Raw genomic sequence first — 25,033 nt, forward strand, 5'->3', positions numbered from 1 at the left:
GGGCGATGGCGTCGAAGGTTCGGGACGCTAAGGTGTAGGGGTCTGCCAACCGTTTCGTTTGTCCGTTTAGGCCGTCCCGGGTCGTCTAATGGCAGGACGTCAGGTTTTGGTCCTGATTATAGGGGTTCGAATCCTCTCCCGGGAGCTTCCGCTGTACCGCCGCCATTGCGTGGTTAGCATGGCCGCGAGACTGTCACCGTCCCGACGGGAGCTACGTCGTGCCCCAGCTCCACCTCCGTACCGTCGTCGTGCTCGCCGCCGGGGAGGGCAAGCGGATGAAGTCGGCGCTGCCCAAGGTGCTGCATCCCCTGCTCGGCCGGACCCTGCTCGGCCACGTGCTGACCGCCGCCGCGCCGCTTGCGGCCGATCGGACCGTCGTGGTGGTCGGGCACGGCGCGGACCAGGTCCGGGCGCACCTCGCCGAGGTCGCCCCGGAGGCCACCCCGGTGCTCCAGGCCGAGCAGCTCGGCACCGGTCACGCGGTCCGGATCGGGCTGGACGCGGCGCCGGACGCCGCCGGGACCGTGGTGGTGATCAACGGCGACGTGCCGCTGCTCCGCCCCGAGACCGTCGCCGCGCTGGTCGACGCGCACGAAAGCGCGGGGGCCGCGGCCACGGTGCTGGCCGCCGAGGTGCCCGACCCGACCGGTCTGGGGCGCATCGTCCGGGACGCGGCGGGTCGGCTGGAACAGATCGTCGAGGAGCGCGACGCCACCCCCGCCCAGCGCGCGCTGCGCGAGATCAACGCCGGCATCTACGCGTTCGACGCGGCGCGGCTGCGCGCCGCGCTGGGCAAGCTCTCCGCCGACAACGACCAGGGCGAGGAGTACCTCACCGACGTCTTCGGCCTGCTCGTCTCCGCCGGCGAGCCGGTGGCGGTGCACGTGGCCGCCGACCACGTCGAGACGCTGGGCTGCAACGACCGGGTCGAGCTGGCGGCGCTGCGCCGGCTGCTGAGCGACCGGGTGAACGAGGGGTGGATGCGTACCGGGGTCAGCATCCTGGACCCGGCGACGACCTGGATCGACGTGACGGTCGCGGTGGACCGGGACGCGGTGATCGACCAGAACACCCAGCTGCGCGGCGGGACCGTGGTCGGCGCGGAGGCCGTGGTCGGCCCGGACGTGACGCTGATCGACACGGTGATCGGCCCGGGGGCGACCGTGCTGCGCAGCCACGCCGTCGAGGCCGAGGTCGGCCCGGGGGCCAGCGTCGGGCCGTACGCGTACCTGCGGCCGGCGGCGAAGCTGGCCGAGCGGGCCAAGGTCGGCACGTTCGTCGAGGTGAAGAACTCCGAGGTCGGCGCGGGCGCGAAGGTGCCGCACCTGTCGTACGTCGGTGACGCGACGATCGGGGCGAAGGCCAACATCGGCGCGGCGACGATCTTCGTGAACTACGACGGGGTCAACAAGCACCGCACCACGGTCGGCGAGGCGGCGTTCATCGGCTGCGACACGAGCCTGATCGCCCCGGTGGAGGTCGGCCCGGGCGCGTACGTCGCGGCGGGCAGCGCGGTCACCCAGGACGTGCCGCCGGGCGCACTCGGGGTGACCCGGGCGCCGCAGCGCAACATCGAGGGCTGGGTGGCCCGCAGGCGGCCCGGCACCGCCTCGGCCGAGGCCGCCGAGCGGGCCCGCCAGGCTGCGGCGGAAGCGGCGGAGGATGCGCCGGAGGCCTGAGGGCCGCAAGGGAAGGTGAGGCAATCCACGGGGGCGCCGAGGCGGTTCGACGGCCGTCAGGCGGGGGAGATACTGCAACCGAATAGTCCCGGTCAGACCGCAGCCGGGACCACCGACCAACGGGAGCAGACGAGCCCATGGGCAGCATCGTCGCCGAAAACCGCAAGAGCCTGATGCTCTTCTCCGGACGTGGCTTTCCGGAGCTGGCCAAGGAGATCGGCGAGGTGCTAGGCGTCGCGCCGACGCCCGCCGACGCGTACGACTTCGCGAACGGGGAGATCTTCGTACGGTTCAAGGACTCGGTGCGCGGTTCGGACGCCTTCGTGGTGCAGTCCGTGACGCATGGGGTCAACACCTGGGTCATGGAGACCCTGATCATGATCGACGCGCTGAAGCGCGGTTCGGCCAAGCGGATCACCGTGGTCCTGCCGTTCTACCCGTACTCGCGGCAGGACAAGAAGCACCGGGGCCGGGAGCCGATCTCGGCGCGACTGGTGGCGGACCTGCTCAAGACGGCGGGCGCGAACCGGATCCTCACGGTGGACCTGCACACCGCGCAGATCCAGGGCTTCTTCGACGGCCCGGTGGATCACCTGTTCGCGATGGACATCCTGGCCGAGTACGTGGAGCGCAAGTACGCGGGTCGGCCGATGACGGTGGTGGCGCCGGACTCGGGCCGGGTTCGGGTGGCGGAGCGGTGGACGGATCGGCTGGGCGGCTGCCCGCTGGCGTTCATCCACAAGACCCGGGATCCGCTCAAGCCGAACCAGGTGGTGGCGAACCGGGTGGTCGGCGAGGTGGAGGGCCGGGTCTGCCTGATCGTCGACGACATGATCGACACCGGCGGCACGATCACCAAGGCCGCCGAGATCCTCCGGACGGCCGGGGCGGCGGAGATCGTCGTGGCGTCCACCCACGCGCTGCTGTCCGACCCGGCGACCGAGCGACTGAAGAACAGCCCGATCGCCGAGGTCGTGGTGACCAACACGCTGCCGCTGCCGCCCGAGAAGCAGCTCGACAAGATCACCGTGCTGTCGATCGCGCCGCTGCTGGCCCGGGCGATCCGGGAGGTCTTCGACGACGGGTCGGTGACGACCCTGTTCGGTGGCCTGAGCTGACGGCTACCCGCGCGCCGGCCGTCGTCCCGAGGCCGGCGTGCGGGTAACGGCCAGGGTGCCGGCCCGGTCCCGACCGGGCGTCGGACAGGTGCCCGGGTGTCCGGACAACCGGTGTTCGCCGGCTGCCCGGTGGGCTTTTTTGCTCCTGCAGACGGCGGAGGCGGGGACTGCCGCCAGGGGCGTAATCAACTCGGGTAGACTACTGCGGTTGCCACGGCGAGGGTGCCCGGCGGGCCGCTGAAAAGCGCCGCACGGATGCACCGTCATCGACGCGGTGCTCCGGGCAGTCGTTCATGACGCATGAGCCCCAGCGAGCCCCTCGCCCAGCACCGCCAGTCGACAAGCCGCCGCAGCGAAAGCATCAGGAGTTTCCCCGTGTCCGAGGTAAAGATCAGCGCCGAGCCCCGTACCGAGTTCGGCAAGGGTGGTGCCCGTCGTACCCGCCGGGCCGGCCTGGTGCCCGCCGTGCTTTACGGCCACGGCGAGAAGCCCAAGCACATCGCGCTGCCCGTGCGTGAGTTCGCCGCCGCGATCCGCAAGGGCGGCGCCAACCAGCTCTTCGCGATCGAGGTCAGCGACGGCACCCAGGTGCTGGCGCTGCCGAAGGCGATCCAGCGGGACCCGATCCGGGACAGCTTCGAGCACGTCGACCTGCTGCTGGTCCGCCGCGGCGAGAAGGTCACCGTCGAGGTCTCGGTCCAGCTGACCGGCGAGGCCGCCAAGAACACGCTGATCGTGCACGACCACGACACCCTCTCGGTGACCGCCGACGCCACGAAGGTGCCGGACCACCTGGAGGCGTCGATCGAGGGGCTGGAGGCCGGCACCCAGGTCACCGCCGCCGACGTGGAGCTGCCGGCCGGCGTCGAGCTGGCCGCCGACCCGGAGGCCACGGTCGCCTCGGTGACCGCCGCGCCGACCGCCGAGCAGCTCGAGGCCACCCTCCCCGAGGTCGAGACGGCCACCGCCGAGGCTGAGGCCGGGGTCGGCGAGGAGACCGCCGAGGGCGCCGAGACCCCGGCTGCCGAGGGCGAGCAGGCCCCGGTCGAGGCGAAGACCGAGGCCTGATCGGTCCCCGTTCCGTGCGACAGGCGCTCCCGTGGTCGGGGGCGCCTGTCGGCGTATCGGGGCAGTCGTCGGGTCGCACGGCCGTGATGGGCGGCGCTGAGAGCGGGAGGGGCGTGGCGTGACGGACGAGGCGGGGCCGTGGCTGGTGGTCGGCCTGGGCAACCCCGGTCGGGAGTACGCGGGCAACCGGCACAATGTCGGCTTCATGGTGGCCGACCTGCTGGCCGCCCGGGTGGGTGGCAGGTTCGGCCGGCACAAGCGGGCGGTGGCGGAGGTCGCCGAGGGGCGGCTCGGGTTCGGCGGCCCGAAGCTGGTGCTGGCGAAGCCGCTGACCTACATGAACCTCTCCGGCGGGCCGGTGGCCGGGCTGGCGCAGTTCCACAAGGTGTCGCCGGGCCGGGTGATCGCGATCCATGACGAACTGGACATCGACTACGGGCAGGTGCGGGTGAAGTGCGGCGGCGGCGAGGGCGGGCACAACGGCCTGCGCTCGATGTCGAAGTCGCTGGGCACGAAGGACTACGTCCGGGTGCGGTTCGGCATCGGCCGTCCGCCAGGTCGGCAGGACCCGGCGGACTACGTGCTGTCGGACTTCCCCGCCGCCGAGCGCAAGGAACTGGAGTTCCTGGTCGACCGGGCGGCGGACGTGGTCGAGTCGGTGGTCACCCGGGGCGTGGAGCCGACCCAGAACCTGTATCACGGGGCCTGACCCGGGCAGGGCATACGCGGGCCACCGTGGCGTGGCCGGTAGTCTGCGCCTTTCGGGCGAACCGCAGCCGGCGGCCCGGGTCGCCGGCGAGGCGACGGGAGCGATTTGTGGGTAGTCCTCCGATGATCGACGGCGCTTTCGCCCGGTGGTTGGCGCGGTCGGGCTGCCGGCGCAGCACCGGGTGCTGGGCACGGACCACCCGCCGGCGTACCCGCCGATGACGCTGGAGGCGGCGACCGCGGGCGGTGGGCGGGTCATCCGGTTGGCGGCCAGTCGTAGTCGTCCGCCGGTTTTTCTGACCGATCTGGCGGAGGATGTCGGCGCTCATCTCGTTCCGATGGGCTCGGCGGGTGCGAAGATCGCCGCCGTGGTGACCGGCGAGGTCGACGCGTACATCCACGCCGGCGGCCAGTACGAGTGGGACTCGGCCGCCCCGGTAGCTGTGGCGACGGCCACCGGACTGCATGCTTCCCGGATCGACGGTTCTGCGCTGAGATACAACGAGGCTGATCCGCGTCTGCCCGATCTGCTGGTCTGCCGCAAGGATCTCGCCAGCCGGTTGCTTGCAGCGTTGCAGAGGCATTCCGGGTAGCCTGAGCGTTCTTCTTTACGTGTCCGACCGGAAAGGTCTGGAATCCCATGAGCGGATCCGAGCGAATCGAGGCCGTGTCATGACCACCCCCGCCGCGTACCAGGTCTCGCACCTCGACGCGTTGGAGGCGGAGAGCGTCTTCGTGATGCGCGAGGTGGTCGCGGAGATGGAGCGGCCGGTGCTGCTGTTCTCCGGTGGCAAGGACTCGATCGTGATGTTGCGGTTGGCGCAGAAGGCGTTCGCTCCGGCGAACATCCCGTTCCCGGTGATGCACGTCGACACGGGGCACAACTTCCCGGAGGTCCTGGAGTACCGGGATCGCCGGGTGGCGGAGCTGGGCCTGCAGTTGATCGTGGCGAGCGTGCCGGAGGCGTTGGCGCGGGGGTTCGTGCGGGAGGCGGCGGACGGGACGCGGAACCGGATCCAGACGCCGGTGCTGTTGGACGCGGTGGAGAAGCACCGGTTCGACGCGTTGTTCGGTGGGGCGCGGCGGGACGAGGAGAAGGCGCGGGCGAAGGAGCGGGTGTTCTCGTTCCGGGACGAGTTCGGGCAGTGGGATCCGAAGAACCAGCGTCCGGAGCTGTGGTCGTTGTACAACGGTCGGCATCACCCGGGGGAGTCGATCCGGGTGTTCCCGTTGTCGAACTGGACCGAGTTGGATGTGTGGCACTACATCGCGCGGGAGCAGATCCCGTTGCCGTCGATCTACTACGCGCACGAGCGTGAGGTGGTGGAGCGGGACGGGATGCTCTACGCGGTGAACGAGTTCCTCCACCCCCGGGCGGGTGAGGAGCGGTTCAAGGCCCAGGTGCGCTACCGGACGGTGGGCGACGCCTCCTGCACGGCGGCGGTGCGCTCCGATGCGGATTCGGTGGAGCTGGTGATCGAGGAGGTGGCCGCGACGCGGATCACCGAGCGGGGCGCGACCCGGGGTGACGATCGGGTCAGTGAGGCCGCGATGGAGGACCGTAAGCGGGAGGGCTACTTCTGATGAGCACCGATACTGTGGCCGGCGAGGTCGATCTCGGGGCGCGGCCGATGGACCTGTTGCGGTTCGCGACGGCGGGGAGCGTCGACGACGGTAAGTCGACGTTGATCGGCCGGCTGTTGTACGACACGAAGTCGCTGTTCACCGACCAGCTTGCCGCCGTCGAAGCCGTCAGCGCGGCGCGGGGGGACGAGTACACCAACCTCGCGTTGCTCACCGACGGCCTGCGGGCGGAGCGGGAGCAGGGCATCACGATCGATGTGGCGTACCGGTACTTCGCCACGCCGCGGCGGAAGTTCATCATCGCCGACACTCCGGGGCACATCCAGTACACCCGCAACATGGTCACCGGGGCGTCCACCGCCGATCTGGCGCTGATCCTGGTGGACGCGCGGAAGGGCCTCGTCGAGCAGTCGCGGCGACACGCGTTCCTGTGTTCGTTGTTGCGGGTGCCGCACCTGGTGTTGTGTGTGAACAAGATGGACCTGGTCGGTTTCTCGCAGGAGGTGTTCGAGCGGATCGCGGACGAGTTCACGGCGTTCGCGGCGAAGTTGGACGTGCCCGACCTGACGGTGGTGCCGGTGTCGGCCCTGCGGGGGGACAACATCGTGTCCCGGTCGGAGAACATGCCGTGGTACGACGGTCCGTCGTTGCTGCATCATCTGGAGCGGGTGCACATCGCCTCGGACCGGAACCTGCAGGACGTGCGGTTCCCGGTGCAGTACGTGATCCGGCCGCAGTCCACGACGGTGACGGACTACCGGGGGTACGCCGGTCAGGTGGCCTCGGGGGTGTTGAAGCCGGGGGACGAGGTGATGGTGCTGCCGTCGGGGTTCACCAGCCGCATCGCGGCGGTGGAGACGGCGGACGGGCCGGTGGAGGAGGCGTTCCCGCCGATGTCGGTCACGGTCCGCCTCGAAGACGAGATCGACATCTCCCGCGGTGACATGATCTGTCGGCCGAACAACGCCCCGGCGGTGGCGCAGGACATCGAGGCGATGATCTGCTGGATGGACGAGACCCGCCCGTTGCAGGTCGGCGGCAAGTACGTGATCAAGCACACCACCCGCTCGGCGCGGGCGATCGTACGGGGCCTGCACTACCGCTTCGACATCAACTCCCTGCACCGCGACGAGACCGCCGCCGAGCTGAGGCTCAACGAGATCGGCCGGGTCCGGCTGCGGACGACGGTGCCGCTGCTGGCCGACGAGTACCGCCGCAACCGCACCACCGGCGGCTTCGTCATCATCGACGAGACCACCAACCGCACCGTCGGCGCCGGCATGATCGTCGAAACCGCCTAACCCCGTCGTACCCCTCCCCACCCCCACCCCTCGAACGCCCCGCATCTTCACGGAAAGAGTGGCCATCCAAGCCCGGGTGGCCACTCTTTCCGTGAAATAGCGGGCGGGGTGCGTGGGGTGTGTGGGTGGGCGGGGGTGAGGCGGCGGGGTGTCAGGGGCGGGGGTGGGTGTTGGGAGTGGATAGGTGGAAGTTGGGGGTGGGGAAGTTGCGGGCGGCGTAGGCGGTGGTGATGGCGGCGGTCACCGCGTCGGCGCGGTCGGCGTCGATCAGGGCGAGGACGCAGCCGCCGAAGCCGCCGCCGGTCATCCGTGCGCCGTACGCCCCGGCTGCGAGGGCCGCCTCGACCGCCGTGTCGATCTCCGGCACGGTGATCTCGAAGTCGTCCCGCATCGAGGCGTGCGAGGCGGTCAGCAGCGGGCCGATGTCGCGGATCTGGCCGGCGCGCAACAGTTCGACGGTGTCGAGCACCCGCTGGTCCTCGGTGACCACGTGCCGGACCCGGCGGCGGGTCTCGTCGTCGTCGAGCCGGGCGAGGGCCTCGTCCAGCCCGGCGGCGGGGACGTCGCGCAGCGCGGCCAGCCCGAGCAGCTCCGCCGCCTGCTCGCAGGAGGCGCGGCGGGAGGCGTACTCGCCGCCGGCGTGCCGGTGCGGGGCCCGGCTGTCGATCACCAGTACGGCCAGGCCGGCGGCGGCCAGGTCGAACGGGATGTGTTCGACGGACTCGGTGCGGCAGTCGAGGAACAGCGCGTGGCCGGGGCGGCAGCGGATCACGGCGGACTGGTCCATGATCCCGGTGGGCACGCCGACGTAGGCGTTCTCGGCCCGTTGGGCGAGCCGCGGTCGCCGCTCGGCCGGCAGGTCCACCCCGCCGAGGTCGGCCAGGGCGGCCAGCACGGCGGCCTCCAGCGCCGCCGAGGAGGACAGCCCGGAGCCGATCGGCACGTCTGAGGCGATGGCGAGCCGCGCGCCGGGCACGTGGTGGCCGGCGTCGCGCAGCGCCCAGACCACCCCGGCCACGTATGCTCCCCAGCCGGTGACCCGGCCCGGCGCGGTGACCTCGGCGATGCCGAACTCGACCGGGGAGTCGGACAGCTCCGACCAGACCGTCCACCGCCCGCCGTCCTGCGGCGCGGCGGCGACGACGGTACGCAGCGGCAGCGTGAACGGCAGCACGAAGCCGTCGTTGTAGTCGGTGTGCTCGCCGATCAGGTTGGCCCGGCCGGGAGCCGCCCAGCGGCCGGCGGGCGGTTCGCCGTACCGGTGCAGGAAGCCGGCGGCGGCGCGGTCGGCGACTTCGCCGGCGGGGCCGGGACGCGCGGGGTCGGTCAAGGACGTTCCAGGACGTGCGTGCGGTAGAAGGCCCAGGCGTCGCCGACCATGTCGTGCAGGGTGGGCTTCTCGGGCACCCAGCCCAGCTCCTCGCGGGCCAGCGCGGAGGAGGCGACCAGTTCGGCCGGGTCGCCCTCGCGGCGCGGTGCCACCTCGACCGGCAGCGGACGGCCGGTGATCTCGCGGACCACGTCGACGACCTGTCGGTTGGTGAACCCGGCGCCGTTGCCCAGGTTGTAGATGCGGTGCCGGCCGGGCACGGCGGTGGTGAGCGCCAGCAGGTGGGCGCGGGCCAGGTCCTCGACGTGGATGTAGTCGCGCACGCAGGTGCCGTCGACGGTGGGGTAGTCGTCGCCGAAGAGCTGGAGCTTCTCCCGCCGGCCGGAGGCCACGTCCAGGGCGATCGGGATGAGGTGGGTCTCCGGGTCGTGCCGCTCGCCGATGGCGAGGTCGCCGCGCAGGTACGCCCCGGCGACGTTGAAGTAGCGCAGCGACACGGCGGCCAGGTCGTGCCCGATCGCCTCGGAGGTGAGCGCCATGTCGACGGCGAGCTTGGTGGCGCCGTACGTGTTGGTGGGGGCCTTGACGGCCGTCTCCGGGATGGGCAGCTCGACCGGGTTGCCGTAGACGGCGGCGGTGGAGGAGAAGACCATCCTCGGCACGCCGGCGGCCCGGACCGCGTCGATCAGGGCGAGCGAGCCGACGGTGTTGGTGTCCCAGTACAGCTCCGGCCTGACCATCGACTCGCCGGCGGCGATCAGGGCGGCGAAGTGCAGCACCCCGTCGAAGCCCGCCCCCGGGGTGAGCACCCGGGCCGCGTCGTGGATCGGCGCGTCGACCCAGGTGGCCTCCGGGGCGAGCGCCTCCCGGTGCCCGGTGCGCAGGTCGTCGAGGACGACCACCTCGTGGCCGGCGTCGAGCAGCAGCCGGGTCACCACGCTACCGATGTAGCCGGCGCCGCCGGTGACGAGCAGTTTCACGTCGAGTCCTCCTGCCTGGCCGCGCCTCGCGGGGCCGTTCGTGATCACCCTACGGCGGCTCGCTGTGGCCGCACGCCCCGTCGCCGGGCCTTCGGGGCTCTACCATCTACAGGCATGCGGGAAGCGGGCGGTCCCGGGCTCCGACGACGATCGCCGGGGCGGGCCCGACGCGTTCCGGGGCCGCTGGCCCGGGCGGTCGCCCGGCTGGTGGTCCGGGCCGCCGACGGTGCCACCCGGATGGTCACCGACCTGCTCGGGGCCAGCCCCGCGGCCGGCCGGGAACGGATCAGCGAGGCGGAGCTGCGCGACCTGGTCGCCGCCAACACCGTCCTCGACCCGGACGAGCGGCGGATCATCGACGAGGTGCTGGTGGCCGGCGCGAGCCTGGTCCGTGAGGTGATGATGCCCCGCACCGAGGTGGTCTTCCTCTCCGCCGGGCTGAGCCTGGCCGAGGCGGAGCGGCTGGTCCGGGCCGAGCCGCACACCCGCTACCCGGTGGTCGACGGCACCCACGACGACGTGGTCGGCTTCGTCCACCTGCGCGACGTGCTGCTGCGCCCCGATTTCGACCCGAACACCACCGTCGGCGAGCTGACCCGGGAGGTGAAGCGGCTGCCCGGCAGCAAGCGGGTGCTGGCCGCGTTGACCGAGATGCGCCGCGAGGGCCACCACCTGGCGGTGGTGGTCGACGAGTACGGCGGCACCGCCGGCATCGTCACGTGCGAGGACCTGATCGAGGAACTGGTCGGGGAGATCCACGACGAGCACGACGGCACCCCCGAGCCGGCGCTGGCCGGGCTGCCCGCCGTGGTGGACGGCCGGCTCAACCTCGCCCACTTCGCCGAGCGCACCGGGGTGCGGCTGCCCGCCGGCCCGTACGAGACGGTCGGCGGGTACGTGATGGCGGCGCTCGGCCGGCTGCCGATCGACGGCGACGAGGTGCCGGTGCCCCCGGCCCCGGGCGACGGCGGCGCCCCAGACGTCCCGCCCGGGGGGTGGCTGCTGCGGGTGCTCACGCTGGAGGGGCGCCGGGTGGCCCGGCTCGCGGTCTCCGCGGTGCGCCTGCCCGAGCCGCGGCGCGAGGTCGCCGCCACGGTGCCGGCGGCCGAGAGCCGACCCGCCGGCCCGTCATGACGTACGCCGGGGGGTGCTGACAGAATTGCCGGCATGTTCCCGCCGGTGCGCTTCGAGTAGCCGGCGCAACGCGACGGTGCGGATGGACGCGACGGTGCGGATGGACGGGTCGGTGGCCGGAGGGGTGGCGCGGAGCGTGGATCGCAGTGGCGGGGCGCCGGTGGTCGGCGACACCATCCAGCTCGGGATCGCGGTGGACATCCCGGAGCCGTGGGGTGGGGCGCTCACCCGGCGCCGGGTCGAGGCCGGCGACCCCCTGGTGGTCCCGGCGCACGTGACGCTGCTCGGGCCCACCGAGATCCCGGTGGCGGCGCTGCCTGCGGTCGAGCGGCACCTCGCCGCGGTGGCCGTCGCCCACCTGCCGTTCACGCTGCACCTGCGCGGCACCGGCACGTTCCGCCCGGTCACCCAGGTGGTCTTCGTGGCGGTGGCCGCCGGGATCAGCGAGTGCGAGCTGCTGGCCGCCGCGATCAGCGCCGCGCCCGAGCTGCACCGGGAGGCCCGCTTCCCGTACCACCCGCACGTCACGGTGGCGCAGGACGTCGCGCCGGAGGCGCTGGACAAGGCGTACGAGGACCTGGCCGACTTCTCGGCGATGTTCGAGGTGGACTCGTTCACCCTCTTCTCCCACAGCGGGCAGGCTCGGTGGCAGCCGCGCCGGGACTTCCTGCTCGGCGTCTGAACCCGCGGGCCGTCGACGTGTCGGCGGCCGATCGGCGAGGATGACGGCGTGAACGTGATCGGGCGGATCGAGGCCGGCATCGGCCGGCGGGTCGACGGCGCGCGGCGCCGGTCACGGACGTTCGACCACCTGTGGCGGGCCGGGGCGCTCTACGGCGAGGTGCTCGCCGCGCGGCTGGCGGCGGCCATCGCGTACTACGGCTTCTTCGCGGTCTTCGCGCTCGCCCTGGTCGCGTACTCGATCTTCGGGGCGATCCTGGAGGACAACGACGAGATCAGCGCCTCCGCCGCCGGGTTCCTCCGGGAGAACCTGCCCTTCCTGGACCCGGCGCAGATCGCCCAGAGCAGCGGCACCGTCGGCGTGATCGGCCTGGTCATCCTGGCCTTCACCGGGATTGGCTGGGTGGAGGCGATCCGCTCGTCGCAGCGGCTGATATACGGGCTCAACCAGCAGCCCGGCAACCTGGTGGTGCGCCGGCTGGTCGACCTGGGCGTGCTGGTGCTGGTGTTCGTGATGCTCGGTGTCTCGGTGGCCGCCGTGGACACGCTGGAGTCGCTGCTGCGGTTCCTGCTGCGCAGCACCGGATCGGTGGGGCTGACGGTGGTGAGCGCGGCCCTCAGCGTGCTGGTCAACGCGGTGCTGGCGACGGCGCTGCTGGTGGTGGTGCCCCGGCTTCGGATGAGCCGGCGCCGGCTGCGCCCGGTGGTGTTCGTGGTCGCGGTCGGGATCACGCTGCTGAACACGTTGGGGCGGTACTACGTGGTGCGCACCGAGCGGAACCCGGCGTACACGGTGGTGGCCGGGGCGGTCGGCGTGCTGCTCTACCTCTACCTGCTCAACCAGCTCGTCCTGTTCGGCGCGGCGCTCGCCGCGACCAGCCCGTACGGCCGGGTGGTGGACCTGGCCGAGGGGCCGGTGCCGGCGGACATCGACGCCGACACCGACCCGGGTGCGCCCGGGGGAGCGAGCTGACATGCGGATCGTCGTGGACCCGGCGTCGCCGGTGCCGCCGTACGAGCAGGTGCGCGGCCAACTCGCCGAGCAGATCGGGGACGGGCGGCTGCCGGTCGGTGCCCGGCTGCCGACGGTCCGCGGGCTCGCCGGTGAGCTGGGGCTCGCGGTGAACACGGTGGCCCGGGCGTACCGGGAGCTGGAGGCCGCCGGGCTGCTGGAGACGCGGGGGCGGCACGGCACCTTCGTGGCGCCGGGCCGGGACGACGCGGTGGACCGGTTGCAGCGGGCGGCGGTCGGCTACGCGGCCGAGGCCGCGCGGCTCGGGGTCGCGCCGGACGCCGCGCTGGACCTGGTCCGGGCCGCCCTGGACGCGGCCCGGCGGAGCTGAGCGGTCCCCGGGCGGGGCGGCGGACCCGCACCGGACCGACAACCGACAACCGATAACCGGCAATTCGGGCAAAAGCCACCCGGGTGAACGTGAGAATCCACCATGATGAGCGCGTGGGCGCTCTCGTGACGTTGGACCTGCCGGAAGGCTCGCCGATGCTCGGCCTGCCGTGGATCATCACCTTCGGGCCGCTCGGCGACGCCGACGAGTGGGAACCGGTGGTCTGCGGCCCGTACGAGCGACCGCACGCGCTGGCCCTCGCCGAGTCGGTGGTGGCCGAGGAACAGCTCATGGCGGTGGTCGAGCCCCTGCTGCCGGCGCTGTCGCCGGACGAGATCCGCAGCGAGATCGCCGCCGCCCAGATCGCCGCTCAGGACGAGGACAACCGGGTCGAGGCGGCCGACCTCTACGGCGACTTCGAGGACGTCATCGACGACGAGTTGGAGGCGGCGGCCGAGGCGGACGACCGGACCGGGCCGCTCCCGGCACCGGACGAGGCCGAGCTGCGGGCCGGCTTCGCCCGGATCGCCAAACTGCTCACCGAGAAGGGCGGCTGACCGGGCGGCCGGCGCTCCCGTCACCGGGGCCGGTATGCCATGCCCCGATTCTCCGGTGACGGGGAACACTTCCCCCGTCCCGCGATCCGGCGTGCCGTGTGTCGGTCCCGCCGTCCAGATGGACGCCGGCGCCCCGCGGAGCGGACTCCGCGGGGCGCCGGCGGCACCTCACCCCCCACCACAAGGGGTCGACTGCCCAGCCGCCCGTCGGCGCGGGGCACAACGGACGACCAGGGGCTCAATTGAGAGTCTACCCAGGTCAGCGCCGGTCGAACCACGCGGCGGCGTCCACCGGCAGGACGTGCCCGACGCCCTGCTCGGTGAGCTCCGCGCTGGCGGCGACCGGCCGGCCGTAGCCGTCGATCAGGACCTCGGCGTCGCTGAGGTTGACCACGCAGGTCAGCTCGGCCTCGCCGGCGGCCCGGCGGAAGGCCAGCACCCCCGGGCCGGTGGTCTCCAGCCAGTTCACCTCGCCGGCGTCCGGGCCGAGCGCGGGGTGGGAGTGCCGGATCCCCAGCGCGGTGCGGTAGAGCTCCAGCGTCGAGCCTGGCACCCCGGACTGGGCGGCGACGGAGAGGGCGGCCCAGGTGGCCGGGGCCGGCAGCCAGCTCGGCTCGCTGCCCTCGGGGCCGAAGCCGTACGGGGCCAGCTCGCCGCTCCACGGAATCGGCACCCGGCAGCCGTCCCGGCTCTCGCCGGTGCGCAGGAACGACGGGTCCTGGCGCAGCTCGTCCGGCAGGTCGAGCACCTCCGGCAGGCCCAGCTCCTCGCCCTGGTAGACGTACGCGCAGCCGGGCAGGGCGAGCATCAGCAGGCTGGCCGCCCGGGCCCGGCGCAGCCCGACCTCGCCGTCGCCGTACCGGGTGACGTGCCGCTGCTTGTCGTGGTTGGACAGCACCCACGTCGTCGGCGCGCCGACGATCGTCGCCTCGACCAGGGCGGTGTCGATCACCTTGCGGAACGAGTCGGCCGACCAGGTGGCGTCGAGAAAGTCGAAGCTGAAGGCCTGGTGCAGCTCGTCCGGGCCGATGTAGCGGGCCAGCCGCTGCGGCGTCTCGGCCCACGCCTCGGCGACCGCCATCCGGCCGCCGGGGTAGCTGTCCAGGATCGGCCGCCAGGCCCGGTAGATCTCGTGCACCTCGTCCTGGTCGAAGTACGGCAGCCGGCCCTTGCCGAGCAGCTCCGACTGGCGCCGGCCGGTGGTCATGCTGCTGAAGCCGACGTCCGGCAGCCCCTCGGCCTTGATCATGCCGTGGGCCACGTCGATGCGGAACCCGTCCACGCCCCGGTCGAGCCAGAACCGCAGGACGTCCTCGAACTCGGCGCGGACCTCGGGGTGCCGCCAGTCGAGGTCCGGCTGGGCCGGGTCGAACAGGTGCAGGTACCACTGGCCGTCGGGCACCCGGGTCCAGGCGGGGCCGCCGAAGATGCTCTCCCAGTCGTTCGGCGGCAGTTCGCCGTCGGCGCCCCTGCCCTCGGCGAAGAGGTAGCGGGCCCGCTCGGGGGAGCCGGGGGTGGCGGCGAGCGCGGCGGTGAACCACGGGTGCGCGCTGGAGGTGTGGTTGGGCACCAGATCGACGATGATCCGCAGGCCCAGGGCGTGCGCGTCGGTGATCATCGCGTCGAAGTCGGTGAGGGTGCCGAACATCGGGTCGACGTCGCGGTAGTCGGCCACGTCGTAGCCGCCGTCGACCATCGGCGAGGTGTAGAAGGGGGTGAGCCAGAGCGCGTCGACCCCGAGGTCACGCAGGTACGGCAGGCGCTCGCGGACACCCCGCAGGTCGCCGACGCCGTCACCGTTCGAGTCGGCGAAGCTGCGGACGTAGACCTGGTAGACGACCGCGGAGCGCCACCAGTCGTCGTCGGAGGTCAGCGGCGTGGGGTTACTGGCGGTCATCGGTGGCGATCCCCGTTCTGTCGCGCGGGACGGCGTGGTGTGGCGTGACACGGCGGTGTGTCACCCGGGTGTCAGAGCAGAATGCCGCCCGGCCACTGCAAGAGTCAAGCAGGGCTTGCGCAAGAATTGACGCCGGTGGTGGCGGGAATGATCGGGGAGGGCTCAGGCGGGGACGGGGAGAGCCGGGGGCGTCGGCCGCTGCCGGGTCTGGCCGCCCGCCGCCGGACCAGCGGCGACCTGGCGGACGACGGCGGTGGAGCCGCGCACCACCAGCTCGGGCCGGAACAGGTACTCCGAGTGCGGCGCGGCGTGCCCGTTGATCTCGTCGACCAGGGCCCGGACGGCGGCCACCGCCATCGCGGCCACCGGCTGCCGCATCGTGGTCAGCGGCGGGTCGGTGAAGGCCATCAGGGGCGAGTCGTCGTACCCGACCACCGACAGGTCGCCCGGCACGGACAGGCCGCGCTGCCGGGCCGCCCGGACCGCGCCGAGCGCCATCAGGTCGGAGCCGCAGACCAGGCCGGTCACCCCGCGCTCCAGCAGCCGCCCGGCCGCGGCCTCGCCGCCCTCCACCCCGAACAGGGTCAGCTCGGCCAGCTCGTCCAGCTCGGCGTCGGACAGGCCCGCCAGGCGCTCCATGGCGGCCCGCCAGCCCGCCACCCGGCGCTGCACCGGGACGAACCGGTCCGGGCCGGTGATCAGGCCGATCCGGCGGTGCCCGAGGGCGACCAGGTGGGCCACGGCCAGCTCGGTGGCCTCCCGGTCGTCGCAGGAGACGAAGGGCGCGGCGATGCCCGGCACGTACCCGTTGACCATTACCACCGGCAGCGGCCGGGCGATCAGGGCCCGGTACCGGTCGTGGTTGGCCGCGGTGTCGGCGTGCAGCCCGGAGACGAAGGCGATGCCGGACACCTGGCGGTCGAGCAGCATCTCGACGTACTCGTCCTCGGTGACCCCGCCCGGGGTCTGGGTGCACAGCACCGGGGTGAACCCGCTCTGCGCCAGGGTCGACTCGATCACCTGGGCGAAGGCGGGGAAGATCGGGTTGTCCAGCTCCGGCACGACCAGGCCGACCAGGCCGGCGCTGCGCTTGCGCAGCCGGGCCGGGCGCTCGTAGCCGAGGACGTCGAGGGCGGTCAGGACGGCCTGCCGGGTCTCGGGGGCCACGCCGGGGCGGTCGTTGAGCACCCGCGACACCGTGGCCTCGCTGACTTCGGCCTGTTGGGCGATGTCGGACAGTCGAGCGCGCATGGGCGAACTTTAGCCCACGGGCAAGTTCTTGCGTACACGCCTGCAAACTCTTCCATTGCTTGCAACCTCTTGCTAACGTCCCGGCAACATGCGAGAGCGGCGGCGCAGCAATCGGGCGCCGCGCAGCAAGAACTTACAAAGGTTTTCCACGGGCGGGCCGCCCTTCCCCCGGCGCATCCGCCATGACGACAGGAGTACCGATGCGCATCCGTACCGCGGGTGTGGTCGCCGTCCTCGGCCTGGCGCTGGCCGCCTCCGGCTGTGGCGGTGGCGACGACAGCAGCACGCCGGCCGCGAAGGAGTCCGCCAAGGCCCCCGCCGGCGGCAAGCTGGTGATCTGGGCCGACGACAAGCGCACCGCCGCCCTCAAGCCGTTCGCCGAGAAGTTCGGCCAGGAGAACGGCGTCACGGTCGAGGTGCAGGCCGTCTCCAAGGACCTGCAGACCAACTTCGTGACCGCCTCGCAGCAGGGCAGCGGCCCGGACGTCGTGGTCGGCGCGCACGACTGGATCGGCAACCTCGTCCAGAACGGCGCCATCGACCCCGTGCAGCTCGCCGCCGAGCAGAAGAGCGGCTTCAACGAGACCGCCGTCAAGGCCGTCACGTTCAACGGCCAGCTCTACGGCGTGCCCTACGCCATGGAGAACCTGGCGCTGATCCGCAACACCGAGCTGGCCCCCGAGGCGCCGAAGACCATCGAGGACCTGGTCGCCGCCGGCAAGAAGCTCAAGGCCGAGAAGAAGGCCAGCGAGATCCTCTGCCTCCAGTCCGGCCAGAACGGCGACGCCTACCACCTCTACCCGCTCTACACCTCCGGCGGCGGGTACCTCTTCGGCACGGCCGCCAACGGCGACTACGACCCGAAGGACCTGGGCGTGGGCAAGCCGGAGTCGATCGAGGCGTTCAAGAAGATCGCCAAGCTCGGTGAGAAGGGCGACGGTGCGCTGAAGCGCTCGATCACCGCCGAGAACTCGATCGCCACGTTCACCGGCAAGAAGTGCGCCTACCTGGTCTCCGGCCCGTGGGCCGTCGCGGACGCCAAGAAGGCCAACATCTCCTACGACATCTCCCCGGTCCCCGGCTTCGCCGGTGGCAAGGAGGCCCAGCCGTTCGTGGGCGTCCAGGCGTTCTACGTGGCCGCCAAGGGCAAGAACAAGGCCCTCGCCCAGGAGTTCGTGGCCAACCACGTCACCACCCCCGAGCTGGCCATGGCGCTCTACAACGCCGAGCCCCGTCCGCCGGCGCTGACCGCCGCCCTCGACCAGGCCAAGGGCGCCGACCCGGACCTGGCCAAGTTCCAGGAGGCCGGCAAGAACGGCCAGGTGCTCCCGGCGATCCCGGCCATGGCCACCATCTGGGACCCGTTCGGCAAGGCCGAGGCCGCCATCATCGGCGGCGCCGACCCGACCAAGACGATCACCGCGGCCGGCAAGACCATCTCCGGCCAGATCAAGTAATGAGCACGTCGCTGTCCGGCCCGGGGGCTGCCACGCAGCCCTCGGGCCGGGAGCCCGCCGGCCCCGGGCTGCCGGGCAAGTCCCGCACCGCGCGACACCGCGCGCCGATCACCACGACCGGTCTGCTCGTCAAGGTGGTCCTGCTCGGCCTGACCGCCGGGATCGCGATCTGGGCGGCCTTCCCGCTCATCGAGGCGGAGAAGTGGCTCGGGCTGGCCCTGCTGGCAGCCACCACCGCCGGACTCTTCTACCTCTACCTGACCAGCCGGCACATCCCGGCGAAGTACCTGGTCCCCGGCACGCTGTTCCTCATCGCGTTCCAGGTGGTCCCGGTGCTCTACACGGCGAGCACCGCCTTCACGAACTTCGGCGACGGCCACCGCGGCACCAAGGAAGACGCTGTCGTCGCCATCCAGACCGCCTCGGTCAAGCAGGTGCCCGGCTCCACCGAGTACGCCCTCTCCGTCGCCACCCAGGGCGACCCGGCGACCGGCCCGCTCGTCTTCCTGGTCAGCGACCCGGGCACCGGCGCCGTCTCGGCCGGCGACGCCGGCGGGCTGCGCCGGCTCGACCCGGCCGACGTCACCGTGGCCACGGGCGGCAAGGTCACCGCCGCCGACGGCTACACCATGCTCAACTTCGGCCAGGCCAGTGCCCGCAGCCAGGAGATCACCGACCTGGTCGTGCCGACCTCCGGCGGCGCGCTGCGCTCCGCCGGCCTGTCCCGCGCCTACGAGGGCAAGGCGATCCGGGCGTACGACGCCGGCTGCGACTGCGTCAAGGACATCGAGACCGGCAAGACCTGGACGGCGGACGAGGAGGCCGGCGCCTTCGTCGCCCCCGACGGCGAGCGGCTGGCCCAGGGCTGGAAGGTCACCGTCGGGCTGAAGAACTTCTCCCGGGTGCTCACCGACTCGGCCATCTCCGGGCCGTTCTTCGGCACGCTGCTGTGGAACCTCGCCTTCGCCGTCGGCTCCACCGGCGGCACGTTCATCCTGGGCATGTTCATCGCCCTGGCGCTGCACTCGCCCCGGATGCGGGGCACCAACATCTACCGGATCCTGCTGATCCTGCCGTACGCCATGCCGTCCTTCGCGATGCTGCTGGTCTGGCGGGACATGTTCAACACCGACTTCGGTCTGATCAACAACCTGTTCGGGCTCGGGGTGGACTGGTTCGGCCAGGAGTGGTCGGCCCGGATCGCGGTGATCCTGGTGCAGCTCTGGCTCGGTTACCCGTACATGTTCCTGGTCGCCACGGGCGCGCTCCAGGCCATCCCGAAGGAACTGACCGAGGCGTCCTCGGTCGACGGCGCGTCGCCGTGGCAGTCGTTCCGGGCGGTCACCCTGCCGCTGCTGCTGGTCGCGCTCTCCCCGCTGCTGATCTCGTCGTTCGCGTACAACTTCAACAACTTCAACGCGATCTACCTGACCACAGAGGGCGGCCCGTTCCCGGCGGACAATCCGACCGCGGGGGCGACGGACCTGCTGATCACGTACACGTACCGGCTGGCCTTCGGCGCGCAGGGCGCCCAGTTCGGCCTGGCGGCCGCAGTGTCGATCTTCATCTTCACCATCGTCGCGGTGGTGTCGGCGGTGAGCTTCCGGCGCACCCGTAAGCAGGAGGAGGTGTACTCGTGACCTCGCCCAGCGGCACTCCGGTCACGGGCGGCGCGACCGGCACCGCCCCACCCGTCAACCGCAACACGGGCCGGCGTCGCAACCGGTGGTTCGTCCAGGTCGGCTGGCGCCACCTGGTCGCCGTGCTGGCGGTCGCGTTCAGCCTCTTTCCGATCCTGTTCGTGCTGTCGGCCGCGCTCAACCCGCTCGGCACGCTCTCCTCGACGGAGTTGCTGCCGACCGGGGCGTCCCTGGAGAACTTCACGAACCTGTTCGACCGTACGGCGTTCGGGTGGTGGTTCTTCAACTCGCTGCTCATCGCCGGGGTGGCCTCGTTCGCGTCGGTCTTCCTGTCGGCGCTGGCGGCGTACGCCTTCTCCCGGATGCGGTTCTCCGGTCGGCGGGTCGGGCTGTTGTCGCTCCTGCTGATCCAGATGTTCCCGCAGTTCCTGGCGATCGTGGCGATCTTCCTGCTCTTCACGACGATCACCGACCTGTGGCCGGCGATCGGCTTCAACACCCCGTGGGGCCTGCTGCTGCTCTACCTGGGCGGCGCGCTGGGCGTGAACACCTGGCTGATGAAGGGCTTCTTCGACACGCTCCCCCGGGAGCTGGACGAGTCGGCCACGGTGGACGGCGCCACGCACGCCCAGGTCTTCTTCCGGATCATGCTGCCGCTGGTGGCGCCGATCCTGGCGGTGACCGGCCTGCTCGCCTTCATCGGCACCATCAACGAGTTCCTGATGGCGAACGTCTTCCTGACCAACAGCGAGTCGAAGACCCTCGCGGTCGGCATGTTCGGCCTGGTGGCCGGCGAACGCAACAACAACTTCGGGATCTTCGCGGCGGGCACCCTGCTCACCGCGATCCCCACGGTGCTGGTCTTCCAGATGGTCCAGCGCTACATCGTCTCCGGCCTCACCGCCGGAGCTGTCAAGGGATGAATCGGATGGGTGGCCGTCCTCCGGCGGAGGACGAGGTCAGCGTGCCGGCTCCGCCGGTCGCCTGATCCCCACCCGATCTCCCGTTCGCTGCGGCAAGGGCGTCGGCGTCCGACGTACACCGGAGCAGGCACGGATCGACCGCCGCGGCCGGGAAACCGGCCGCGGCGGGAGACCCATTTCTCTCCCCGTCCGATCGACGCGAAAGGCACCGCGATGTCCCTGTTGCCGCACCACGACGGATCCGCCCTGTACGTCCCCGAGCAGGAACCCGCGCTCGGCGACACCGTCGACGTCTTCGTCCGGGTGCCGGCGGGCGCCGACGTCCGGCAGGTGCACGTGCGCACCACCGGCGACGGCGAGCCCCGGTTCACCGAGGCGGCCGTCGACCGCACCGACGGCGGCGAGGTCTGGTGGCGGGTCCCCGTCGAGGCCCGCAACCCGGTCAGCAACTACCGGTTCATGCTCACCGGCAGCCGCGGCTACCGCTGGCTGAACGCCGCCGGCGTGGTGCCCCACGACGTGCCCGACAACGGCGACTTCAAGCTGGTCACCCACGCCCCGCCGCCCGCCTGGGCCCGGGACGCGGTGATCTACCAGATCTTCCCGGACCGGTTCGCCCGCTCCGCCGCCGCCGACGGCCGGCACCTGCCGGACTGGGCCATCCCGTGCGACTGGGACACCCCGGTGATCGGCCGCGGGCCGGAGACCCCCCGCCAGTTCTACGGCGGCGACCTGGACGGCGTCACCGAGCGGCTGGACCACCTGGACCGCCTCGGGGTGAACACCGTCTACCTGACCCCGATCTTCCCGGCCCGCTCCAACCACCGCTACGACGCGGCCAGCTTCGACACCGTCGACCCACTGCTCGGCGGTGACGCCGCGCTGGCCCGCCTCGCCGACGCCGTACGCGCCCGGGGCTGGCGGCTGCTCGGCGACATCACCAGCAACCACACCGGCGACGCGCACGAGTGGTTCACCCGGGCAGCCTCCGACGTGTCCGCGCCCGAGCGGGGGCTGTACTACTTCGACGAGGCGACCGGCTGCGACCTGGAGCCGTCGTACGAGTCCTGGAACGGGGTCAGGTCGCTGCCGAAGCTGAACTGGGGCAGCGCCGAGCTGCGCCGGCGCTTCGCCACCGCCGACGACTCGCTGCTGCGCCGCTGGCTGCGGCCCCCGTACGGGCTGGACGGCTGGCGGGTGGACGTGGCGAACATGACCGGCCGGCGGGGCGCCGACGCGTACACCCATGAGGTGGCGGCGCTGCTGCGCGAGGTGGTGGCCGACACCCGGGCCGACGGGCTGCTGATGGCCGAGCACGGCCACGACCACACCGGCGACCTGGACCGGGGCGGCTGGCACGGCACGATGAACTACGTCGGCTTCACCGACCCGGTCTGGTCCTGGCTGCGGCACGGCGACGACCCGGTGCCGAACTTCCTCGGCACCCCGGGCGGGGTCCGGCGGCGGGACGCGGACGCGGTGCTCGCGACGATGGACACCTACCGCTCGCTGATCTCCTGGCGGTCGTACACCCACTCGTGGCAGCTGCTCGGCTCGCACGACTCGGCCCGGATCCGCACCGTGGTCGGGGACGCGGCCCGGCAGGAGGTGGCCGCCGGCCTGCTCGCCACCATGCCCGGCACCCCGGTGATCTTCGCCGGGGACGAGCTGGGGCTGACCGGCGCCAACGGCGAGAGCTCGCGTACCCCGATGCCGTGGCACCGGCCCGAGAGCTGGGACGCCTCGACGTTCGCCGCGTACCGCGCGTTGATCGCGCTGCGCCGCGCGGAGCCCGCGCTGCGCCACGGCGGCCTGCGCTGGCTGCACGCCGACGCGGACACGCTGGTCTTCCTGCGCGAGGCCCCGACCGGGGCGGTGCTGGTGCTGGCCCGCCGCGCCGCCGGTTACCCGGTCCGCCTGACCGGCCTGCGGCCGGCGGAGAACCTCCACGGCGGCGCCCCCGCCCTACGCCCCGACGCGGACGGCACGATCACCCTCCCGGCCGACGGCCCCACCTTCCAGGCCTGGCGCCTAACCTGACCCACCCCCACCCCCACCCCCACCCACCCTGCCCCACCCCTACCCACCCCGCTCAGCCTTACCCCGTCCCGCCCCAGCTGCGGCGATCTTGCACTCGCGGCCCCGACAAGATGCGCATTCAACCCAGATCGAGGGCACAAAGTGCAAGATCGCGGAGCGGGGTGGCGGGGGTGGCGGGGTGGGGTGGTGGGGTGGGTCAGGGGGGTAGGGGTGGGTTAGGGGGTAGGAGGGCGCGGACGCCTGCGAGGTAGGTGGCACGGTCCGGGTGGCCGGTGAGCAGGCGCTGGAGGAACCAGCCGGGGACCAGGCCGAACAGCGCGGAGGCGACGGCCTCCGGGTCGGCGTCGGCGGGCACCTCGCCGGCGCCCTGGGCGCGCCGGACGAGCGCCTCGAAGTGACGGCGGAAGCCGTCGTACTTGGCGGCGACGAGCTCGGCCAGCACCGGGTCCCGCTGCGCCTCGCCCCAGACCTGGACCGCGATCCGCAGGGCGCCGTCGTCGCCGACCTGGGTCTCCACGTACGCCAGCGCGCGGTCGAGTGCCTCGATCAGGGGCAGCGGCGGCTCCCGGTGGAGCAGTTCGTCGAAGACGATCTCGGCTCCGCCGACCGCCTCCTCGGCGATCGCGCTGATCAGATCCGCCTTGCTCGGGAAGTAGCGGTAGACGGCGCCCACCGAGAGGCCGGCCTCGGCGATCACGTCCTGCATCGTCGTGCGGTGGAAGCCCTCGCGCAGGAAGCACCTGCGGGCCGCGTCGACGATCTGGCGGCGGCGGGCGGCGAGGTGTTCCGGCGAGACGCGTGGCACGGGATACATCATAAAGCGAACGTTCGTTTCTTGACGTGACGCGAGCGGAGGAGGAGCCTGAACTTAAAGAGAATGAGCGTTCGTTTTAGGAGTTGACCCCATGTCGGACCGCACCCGGCCGCCCCTGCCGACCGCCCTCGGGATCGCCGCCCTGGCGGCCGTCCTGATGGCGCTGCTCGTACCCCTGTTCGCGGGTCCGGCGGCCAACCTGGCGCCGCGCGACCTGCCTGTCGCCGTCGCGGGCCCGGCGCCCGCCGTCGACGAGCTGGCCGGCCGGCTCGCCGCCGCGCGGCCGGGCGCATTCGAGGTGACCACGCTGCCGGACGCCGCGACCGCCGACCGGGCGCTGCGCGACCGGCAGGTGTACGGGGCCTTCGTCGTCGGTCCGGAGGGGGTCGCCCTGCACACCGCGGCGGCGGCCAGCCCGACGGTCGCCGCGCTCCTCACCGAGGCGGCGGCCCAGCTCTCCGCCGGCACCGGCCGCCCGGTGCCGGTGGTCGAGGTGGTCCCGGCGGACCCGGACGATCCCCGGGGTGCCGGATTCGCCGCCGGCTTCCTGCCGTTCGCGATGGCGGGCATGGCGGCCGGCGCGCTGCTCACCCTGCTGGTCGCGAGCCGGGTCGCCCGGCTGCTCGGCCTGGTGGCCTTCGGCGTCCTCGCCGGGGGAGTCGGTGTCGCCGTGCTGCACGGCTGGCTCGGCGTGATCGCCGGGAACCCGTTCGTCGAGGGGGCGGCCGTCGGGCTCTTCGCGCTGGCCGCCGCGGCCACGGTGGCCGGCCTCGGGGCGCTGCTCGGCCGGGCAGGAATCGGGCTGGGCGCGCTGCTGGTCTTCCTGGTCGGCAACCCGCTCTCGGCGGTCGGCGCGGCCCCTGAGCTGCTGCCGCAGCCGTGGGGTGCCGTGGGTCAGTTTCTGCCCGTGGGTGCCGGCGGCACCCTGCTCCGCTCGGTGGCCTTCTTCGACGGCGCCGGCGCCGGCCGGCCCCTCGCCGTCCTGGCCGGGTACGCACTGGTCGGGCTCGTGCTGGTGCTGGTCGCCCGCCGCCCGGCCGTCGGCGCGGCGCCCTACGGCGGCGACGTGGCGGGGCCGGCCACCGACACGCGTTGATCCGCCCCGCTACTACGATCTGTCGTTGATGGGGGAGGATGGTGCGCATGGAAGCTCTGAGACTGATACTTCTCTACGTCCATCTGATCGGGTTTGCCCTGCTGCTCGGCGGCACGATCGCCCAGTACGTCAGCGGTCGACTGCGGATCAACGCGGCCATGCTCTGGGGGTCGGTCATCGGCCTGCTGACCGGAATTGGCCTGTCCGCCCCGTTGCGCGACGGCGACGAACCGGCCCCCGCCAAACTTGTTACCAAGTTGGTGCTCGCGCTGCTGATCTTTGTCATGGTCTTCTTCTCCCGTAAGCGGGAGTCGGTCAACCGTGGCCACTTCCTCGCCATCGCCGGTTTGACCCTGGTCAACGCGGCGGTTGCGGTCTTCTGGCGGTAGCGTCCTGACCAAGGGACAGCTGCGGGAAACGGACGTTCGCGAC

21 protein-coding genes, 1 tRNA gene and 2 pseudogenes are annotated in these 25,033 nt (G+C 72.3%); 19 read left to right on the plus strand and 5 right to left on the minus strand.

Features of this window, described 5'->3' with window-relative positions:
• The first annotated feature begins 74 nt into the window (after positions 1-74).
• The 8 genes and pseudogenes from OG617_RS18045 (at position 75) to cysN (ending at position 7,458) form a co-directional block, all read left to right on the plus strand.
• Positions 75-145 (plus strand) — tRNA-Gln (locus OG617_RS18045).
• Between the two features lie 130 nt (positions 146-275).
• Positions 276-1,765, plus strand: a pseudogene (gene glmU, locus OG617_RS18050) (bifunctional UDP-N-acetylglucosamine diphosphorylase/glucosamine-1-phosphate N-acetyltransferase GlmU).
• Positions 1,766-1,816: 51 nt separating this feature from the next.
• On the plus strand, positions 1,817-2,797 hold the full coding sequence (locus OG617_RS18055; protein ID WP_405103276.1) for a ribose-phosphate diphosphokinase: 981 nt from the start codon (positions 1,817-1,819) through the stop codon (positions 2,795-2,797).
• A 375-nt stretch (positions 2,798-3,172) separates the two neighbouring features.
• Positions 3,173-3,865: a 50S ribosomal protein L25/general stress protein Ctc gene (locus OG617_RS18060; RefSeq protein WP_405103278.1), complete on the plus strand. Its 693-nt coding sequence runs from the start codon at positions 3,173-3,175 to the stop codon at positions 3,863-3,865.
• Positions 3,866-3,983: 118 nt separating this feature from the next.
• On the plus strand, positions 3,984-4,574 hold the full coding sequence (gene pth, locus OG617_RS18065) for an aminoacyl-tRNA hydrolase (protein WP_396683625.1): 591 nt from the start codon (positions 3,984-3,986) through the stop codon (positions 4,572-4,574).
• Positions 4,575-4,719: 145 nt separating this feature from the next.
• Positions 4,720-5,166: pseudogene (locus OG617_RS18070) on the plus strand (inositol monophosphatase family protein); the annotation flags it as partial.
• Between the two features lie 79 nt (positions 5,167-5,245).
• Positions 5,246-6,157, plus strand: a complete 912-nt coding sequence (gene cysD / locus OG617_RS18075) for a sulfate adenylyltransferase subunit CysD (RefSeq protein WP_405103280.1) — start codon at positions 5,246-5,248, stop codon at positions 6,155-6,157.
• Complete coding sequence (gene cysN / locus OG617_RS18080) at positions 6,157-7,458, plus strand: sulfate adenylyltransferase subunit CysN (RefSeq protein ID WP_405103282.1); 1,302 nt, start codon at positions 6,157-6,159, stop codon at positions 7,456-7,458. Before cysD ends, cysN begins: the two co-directional genes overlap by 1 nt.
• Before the next feature lie 151 nt (positions 7,459-7,609).
• Here cysN and galK read toward each other — a convergent pair whose 3' ends face one another.
• Positions 7,610-8,788: a galactokinase gene (gene galK, locus OG617_RS18085; protein ID WP_405103284.1), complete on the minus strand. Its 1,179-nt coding sequence runs from the start codon at positions 8,786-8,788 to the stop codon at positions 7,610-7,612.
• Entirely contained in the window at positions 8,785-9,768 is a 984-nt protein-coding gene (gene galE, locus OG617_RS18090; protein WP_405103286.1) for a UDP-glucose 4-epimerase GalE, read from the minus strand. Before galE ends, galK begins: the two co-directional genes overlap by 4 nt.
• Before the next feature lie 114 nt (positions 9,769-9,882).
• On the opposite strand from galE, the gene OG617_RS18095 reads away from it, so the two are divergent.
• The 5 genes from OG617_RS18095 (at position 9,883) to OG617_RS18115 (ending at position 13,483) form a co-directional block, all read left to right on the plus strand.
• Positions 9,883-10,902, plus strand: a complete 1,020-nt coding sequence (locus OG617_RS18095; RefSeq protein WP_405103288.1) for a hemolysin family protein — start codon at positions 9,883-9,885, stop codon at positions 10,900-10,902.
• Positions 10,903-11,002: 100 nt separating this feature from the next.
• The gene (locus tag OG617_RS18100; protein ID WP_405103779.1) at positions 11,003-11,584 is read left to right on the plus strand and encodes a 2'-5' RNA ligase family protein; all 582 of its coding nucleotides are present in this window, start codon (positions 11,003-11,005) and stop codon (positions 11,582-11,584) included.
• 48 nt (positions 11,585-11,632) lie between these two features.
• Positions 11,633-12,556: a YhjD/YihY/BrkB family envelope integrity protein gene (locus tag OG617_RS18105; protein ID WP_405103290.1), complete on the plus strand. Its 924-nt coding sequence runs from the start codon at positions 11,633-11,635 to the stop codon at positions 12,554-12,556.
• Position 12,557: 1 nt separating this feature from the next.
• Positions 12,558-12,926, plus strand: coding sequence for a GntR family transcriptional regulator (locus OG617_RS18110; RefSeq protein WP_405103292.1), 369 nt, complete (start codon positions 12,558-12,560; stop codon positions 12,924-12,926).
• Positions 12,927-13,039: 113 nt separating this feature from the next.
• A complete protein-coding gene (locus OG617_RS18115; protein ID WP_405103294.1) occupies positions 13,040-13,483 on the plus strand; it encodes a hypothetical protein in 444 nt (147 codons plus the stop codon).
• A gap of 259 nt (positions 13,484-13,742) precedes the next feature.
• Here the strand turns inward: OG617_RS18115 and OG617_RS18120 are convergent, their stop codons facing one another.
• Both OG617_RS18120 and OG617_RS18125 read right to left on the minus strand, forming a co-directional pair.
• Complete coding sequence (locus OG617_RS18120) at positions 13,743-15,380, minus strand: glycoside hydrolase family 13 protein (protein ID WP_405103296.1); 1,638 nt, start codon at positions 15,378-15,380, stop codon at positions 13,743-13,745.
• A gap of 162 nt (positions 15,381-15,542) precedes the next feature.
• Positions 15,543-16,631 (minus strand): LacI family DNA-binding transcriptional regulator, encoded by a 1,089-nt coding sequence (locus OG617_RS18125; protein ID WP_396677677.1) that lies wholly within the window; start codon positions 16,629-16,631, stop codon positions 15,543-15,545.
• 200 nt (positions 16,632-16,831) lie between these two features.
• Here OG617_RS18125 and OG617_RS18130 point away from each other — a divergent pair, with 200 nt between their 5' ends.
• The 4 genes from OG617_RS18130 to OG617_RS18145 all read left to right on the plus strand — a co-directional run bounded on the left by OG617_RS18130 (position 16,832) and on the right by OG617_RS18145 (position 22,691).
• On the plus strand, positions 16,832-18,088 hold the full coding sequence (locus OG617_RS18130) for an extracellular solute-binding protein (RefSeq protein WP_405103299.1): 1,257 nt from the start codon (positions 16,832-16,834) through the stop codon (positions 18,086-18,088).
• Positions 18,088-19,728: an ABC transporter permease subunit gene (locus OG617_RS18135; RefSeq protein ID WP_405103301.1), complete on the plus strand. Its 1,641-nt coding sequence runs from the start codon at positions 18,088-18,090 to the stop codon at positions 19,726-19,728. The genes OG617_RS18130 and OG617_RS18135 overlap by 1 nt, the downstream gene beginning before the upstream one ends.
• 113 nt (positions 19,729-19,841) lie before the next feature.
• Positions 19,842-20,651 carry a sugar ABC transporter permease gene (locus OG617_RS18140; RefSeq protein ID WP_405103781.1) on the plus strand — a complete coding sequence of 270 codons (810 nt, stop codon included), beginning with the start codon at positions 19,842-19,844 and terminating at the stop codon, positions 20,649-20,651.
• A gap of 213 nt (positions 20,652-20,864) precedes the next feature.
• On the plus strand, positions 20,865-22,691 hold the full coding sequence (locus OG617_RS18145) for a glycoside hydrolase family 13 protein (RefSeq protein ID WP_405103303.1): 1,827 nt from the start codon (positions 20,865-20,867) through the stop codon (positions 22,689-22,691).
• Positions 22,692-22,887: 196 nt separating this feature from the next.
• Here the strand turns inward: OG617_RS18145 and OG617_RS18150 are convergent, their stop codons facing one another.
• On the minus strand, positions 22,888-23,496 hold the full coding sequence (locus tag OG617_RS18150; protein ID WP_405103305.1) for a TetR/AcrR family transcriptional regulator: 609 nt from the start codon (positions 23,494-23,496) through the stop codon (positions 22,888-22,890).
• Positions 23,497-23,596: 100 nt separating this feature from the next.
• Between OG617_RS18150 and OG617_RS18155 the strand changes: the two genes are divergently transcribed.
• Both OG617_RS18155 and OG617_RS18160 read left to right on the plus strand, forming a co-directional pair.
• The gene (locus tag OG617_RS18155; RefSeq protein ID WP_405103307.1) at positions 23,597-24,601 is read left to right on the plus strand and encodes a hypothetical protein; all 1,005 of its coding nucleotides are present in this window, start codon (positions 23,597-23,599) and stop codon (positions 24,599-24,601) included.
• 47 nt (positions 24,602-24,648) lie between these two features.
• Positions 24,649-24,990, plus strand: coding sequence for a hypothetical protein (locus OG617_RS18160; protein ID WP_350883704.1), 342 nt, complete (start codon positions 24,649-24,651; stop codon positions 24,988-24,990).
• Positions 24,991-25,033: the final 43 nt, after the last annotated feature.

This window comes from Micromonospora sp. NBC_01412, from assembly GCF_045040215.1.
Lineage (GTDB): Bacteria > Actinomycetota > Actinomycetes > Mycobacteriales > Micromonosporaceae > Micromonospora > Micromonospora rubida.

Bases quoted from the DNA above. Each gene is read 5' to 3' on its own strand.
- cysN (WP_405103282.1), top strand. From the start codon at position 6,157: ATGAGCACCGATACTGTGGCCGGCGAGGTCGATCTCGGGGCGCGGCCG.
- OG617_RS18110 (WP_405103292.1), top strand. From the start codon at position 12,558: ATGCGGATCGTCGTGGACCCGGCGTCGCCGGTGCCGCCGTACGAGCAG.
- OG617_RS18155 (WP_405103307.1), top strand. From the start codon at position 23,597: ATGTCGGACCGCACCCGGCCGCCCCTGCCGACCGCCCTCGGGATCGCC.
- OG617_RS18125 (WP_396677677.1), bottom strand. From the start codon at position 16,631: ATGCGCGCTCGACTGTCCGACATCGCCCAACAGGCCGAAGTCAGCGAG.
- OG617_RS18160 (WP_350883704.1), top strand. From the start codon at position 24,649: ATGGAAGCTCTGAGACTGATACTTCTCTACGTCCATCTGATCGGGTTT.
- OG617_RS18120 (WP_405103296.1), bottom strand. From the start codon at position 15,380: ATGACCGCCAGTAACCCCACGCCGCTGACCTCCGACGACGACTGGTGG.
- OG617_RS18095 (WP_405103288.1), top strand. From the start codon at position 9,883: ATGCGGGAAGCGGGCGGTCCCGGGCTCCGACGACGATCGCCGGGGCGG.
- cysD (WP_405103280.1), top strand. From the start codon at position 5,246: ATGACCACCCCCGCCGCGTACCAGGTCTCGCACCTCGACGCGTTGGAG.
- OG617_RS18130 (WP_405103299.1), top strand. From the start codon at position 16,832: ATGCGCATCCGTACCGCGGGTGTGGTCGCCGTCCTCGGCCTGGCGCTG.
- OG617_RS18145 (WP_405103303.1), top strand. From the start codon at position 20,865: ATGTCCCTGTTGCCGCACCACGACGGATCCGCCCTGTACGTCCCCGAG.
- OG617_RS18055 (WP_405103276.1), top strand. From the start codon at position 1,817: ATGGGCAGCATCGTCGCCGAAAACCGCAAGAGCCTGATGCTCTTCTCC.
- OG617_RS18135 (WP_405103301.1), top strand. From the start codon at position 18,088: ATGAGCACGTCGCTGTCCGGCCCGGGGGCTGCCACGCAGCCCTCGGGC.
- OG617_RS18100 (WP_405103779.1), top strand. From the start codon at position 11,003: ATGGACGGGTCGGTGGCCGGAGGGGTGGCGCGGAGCGTGGATCGCAGT.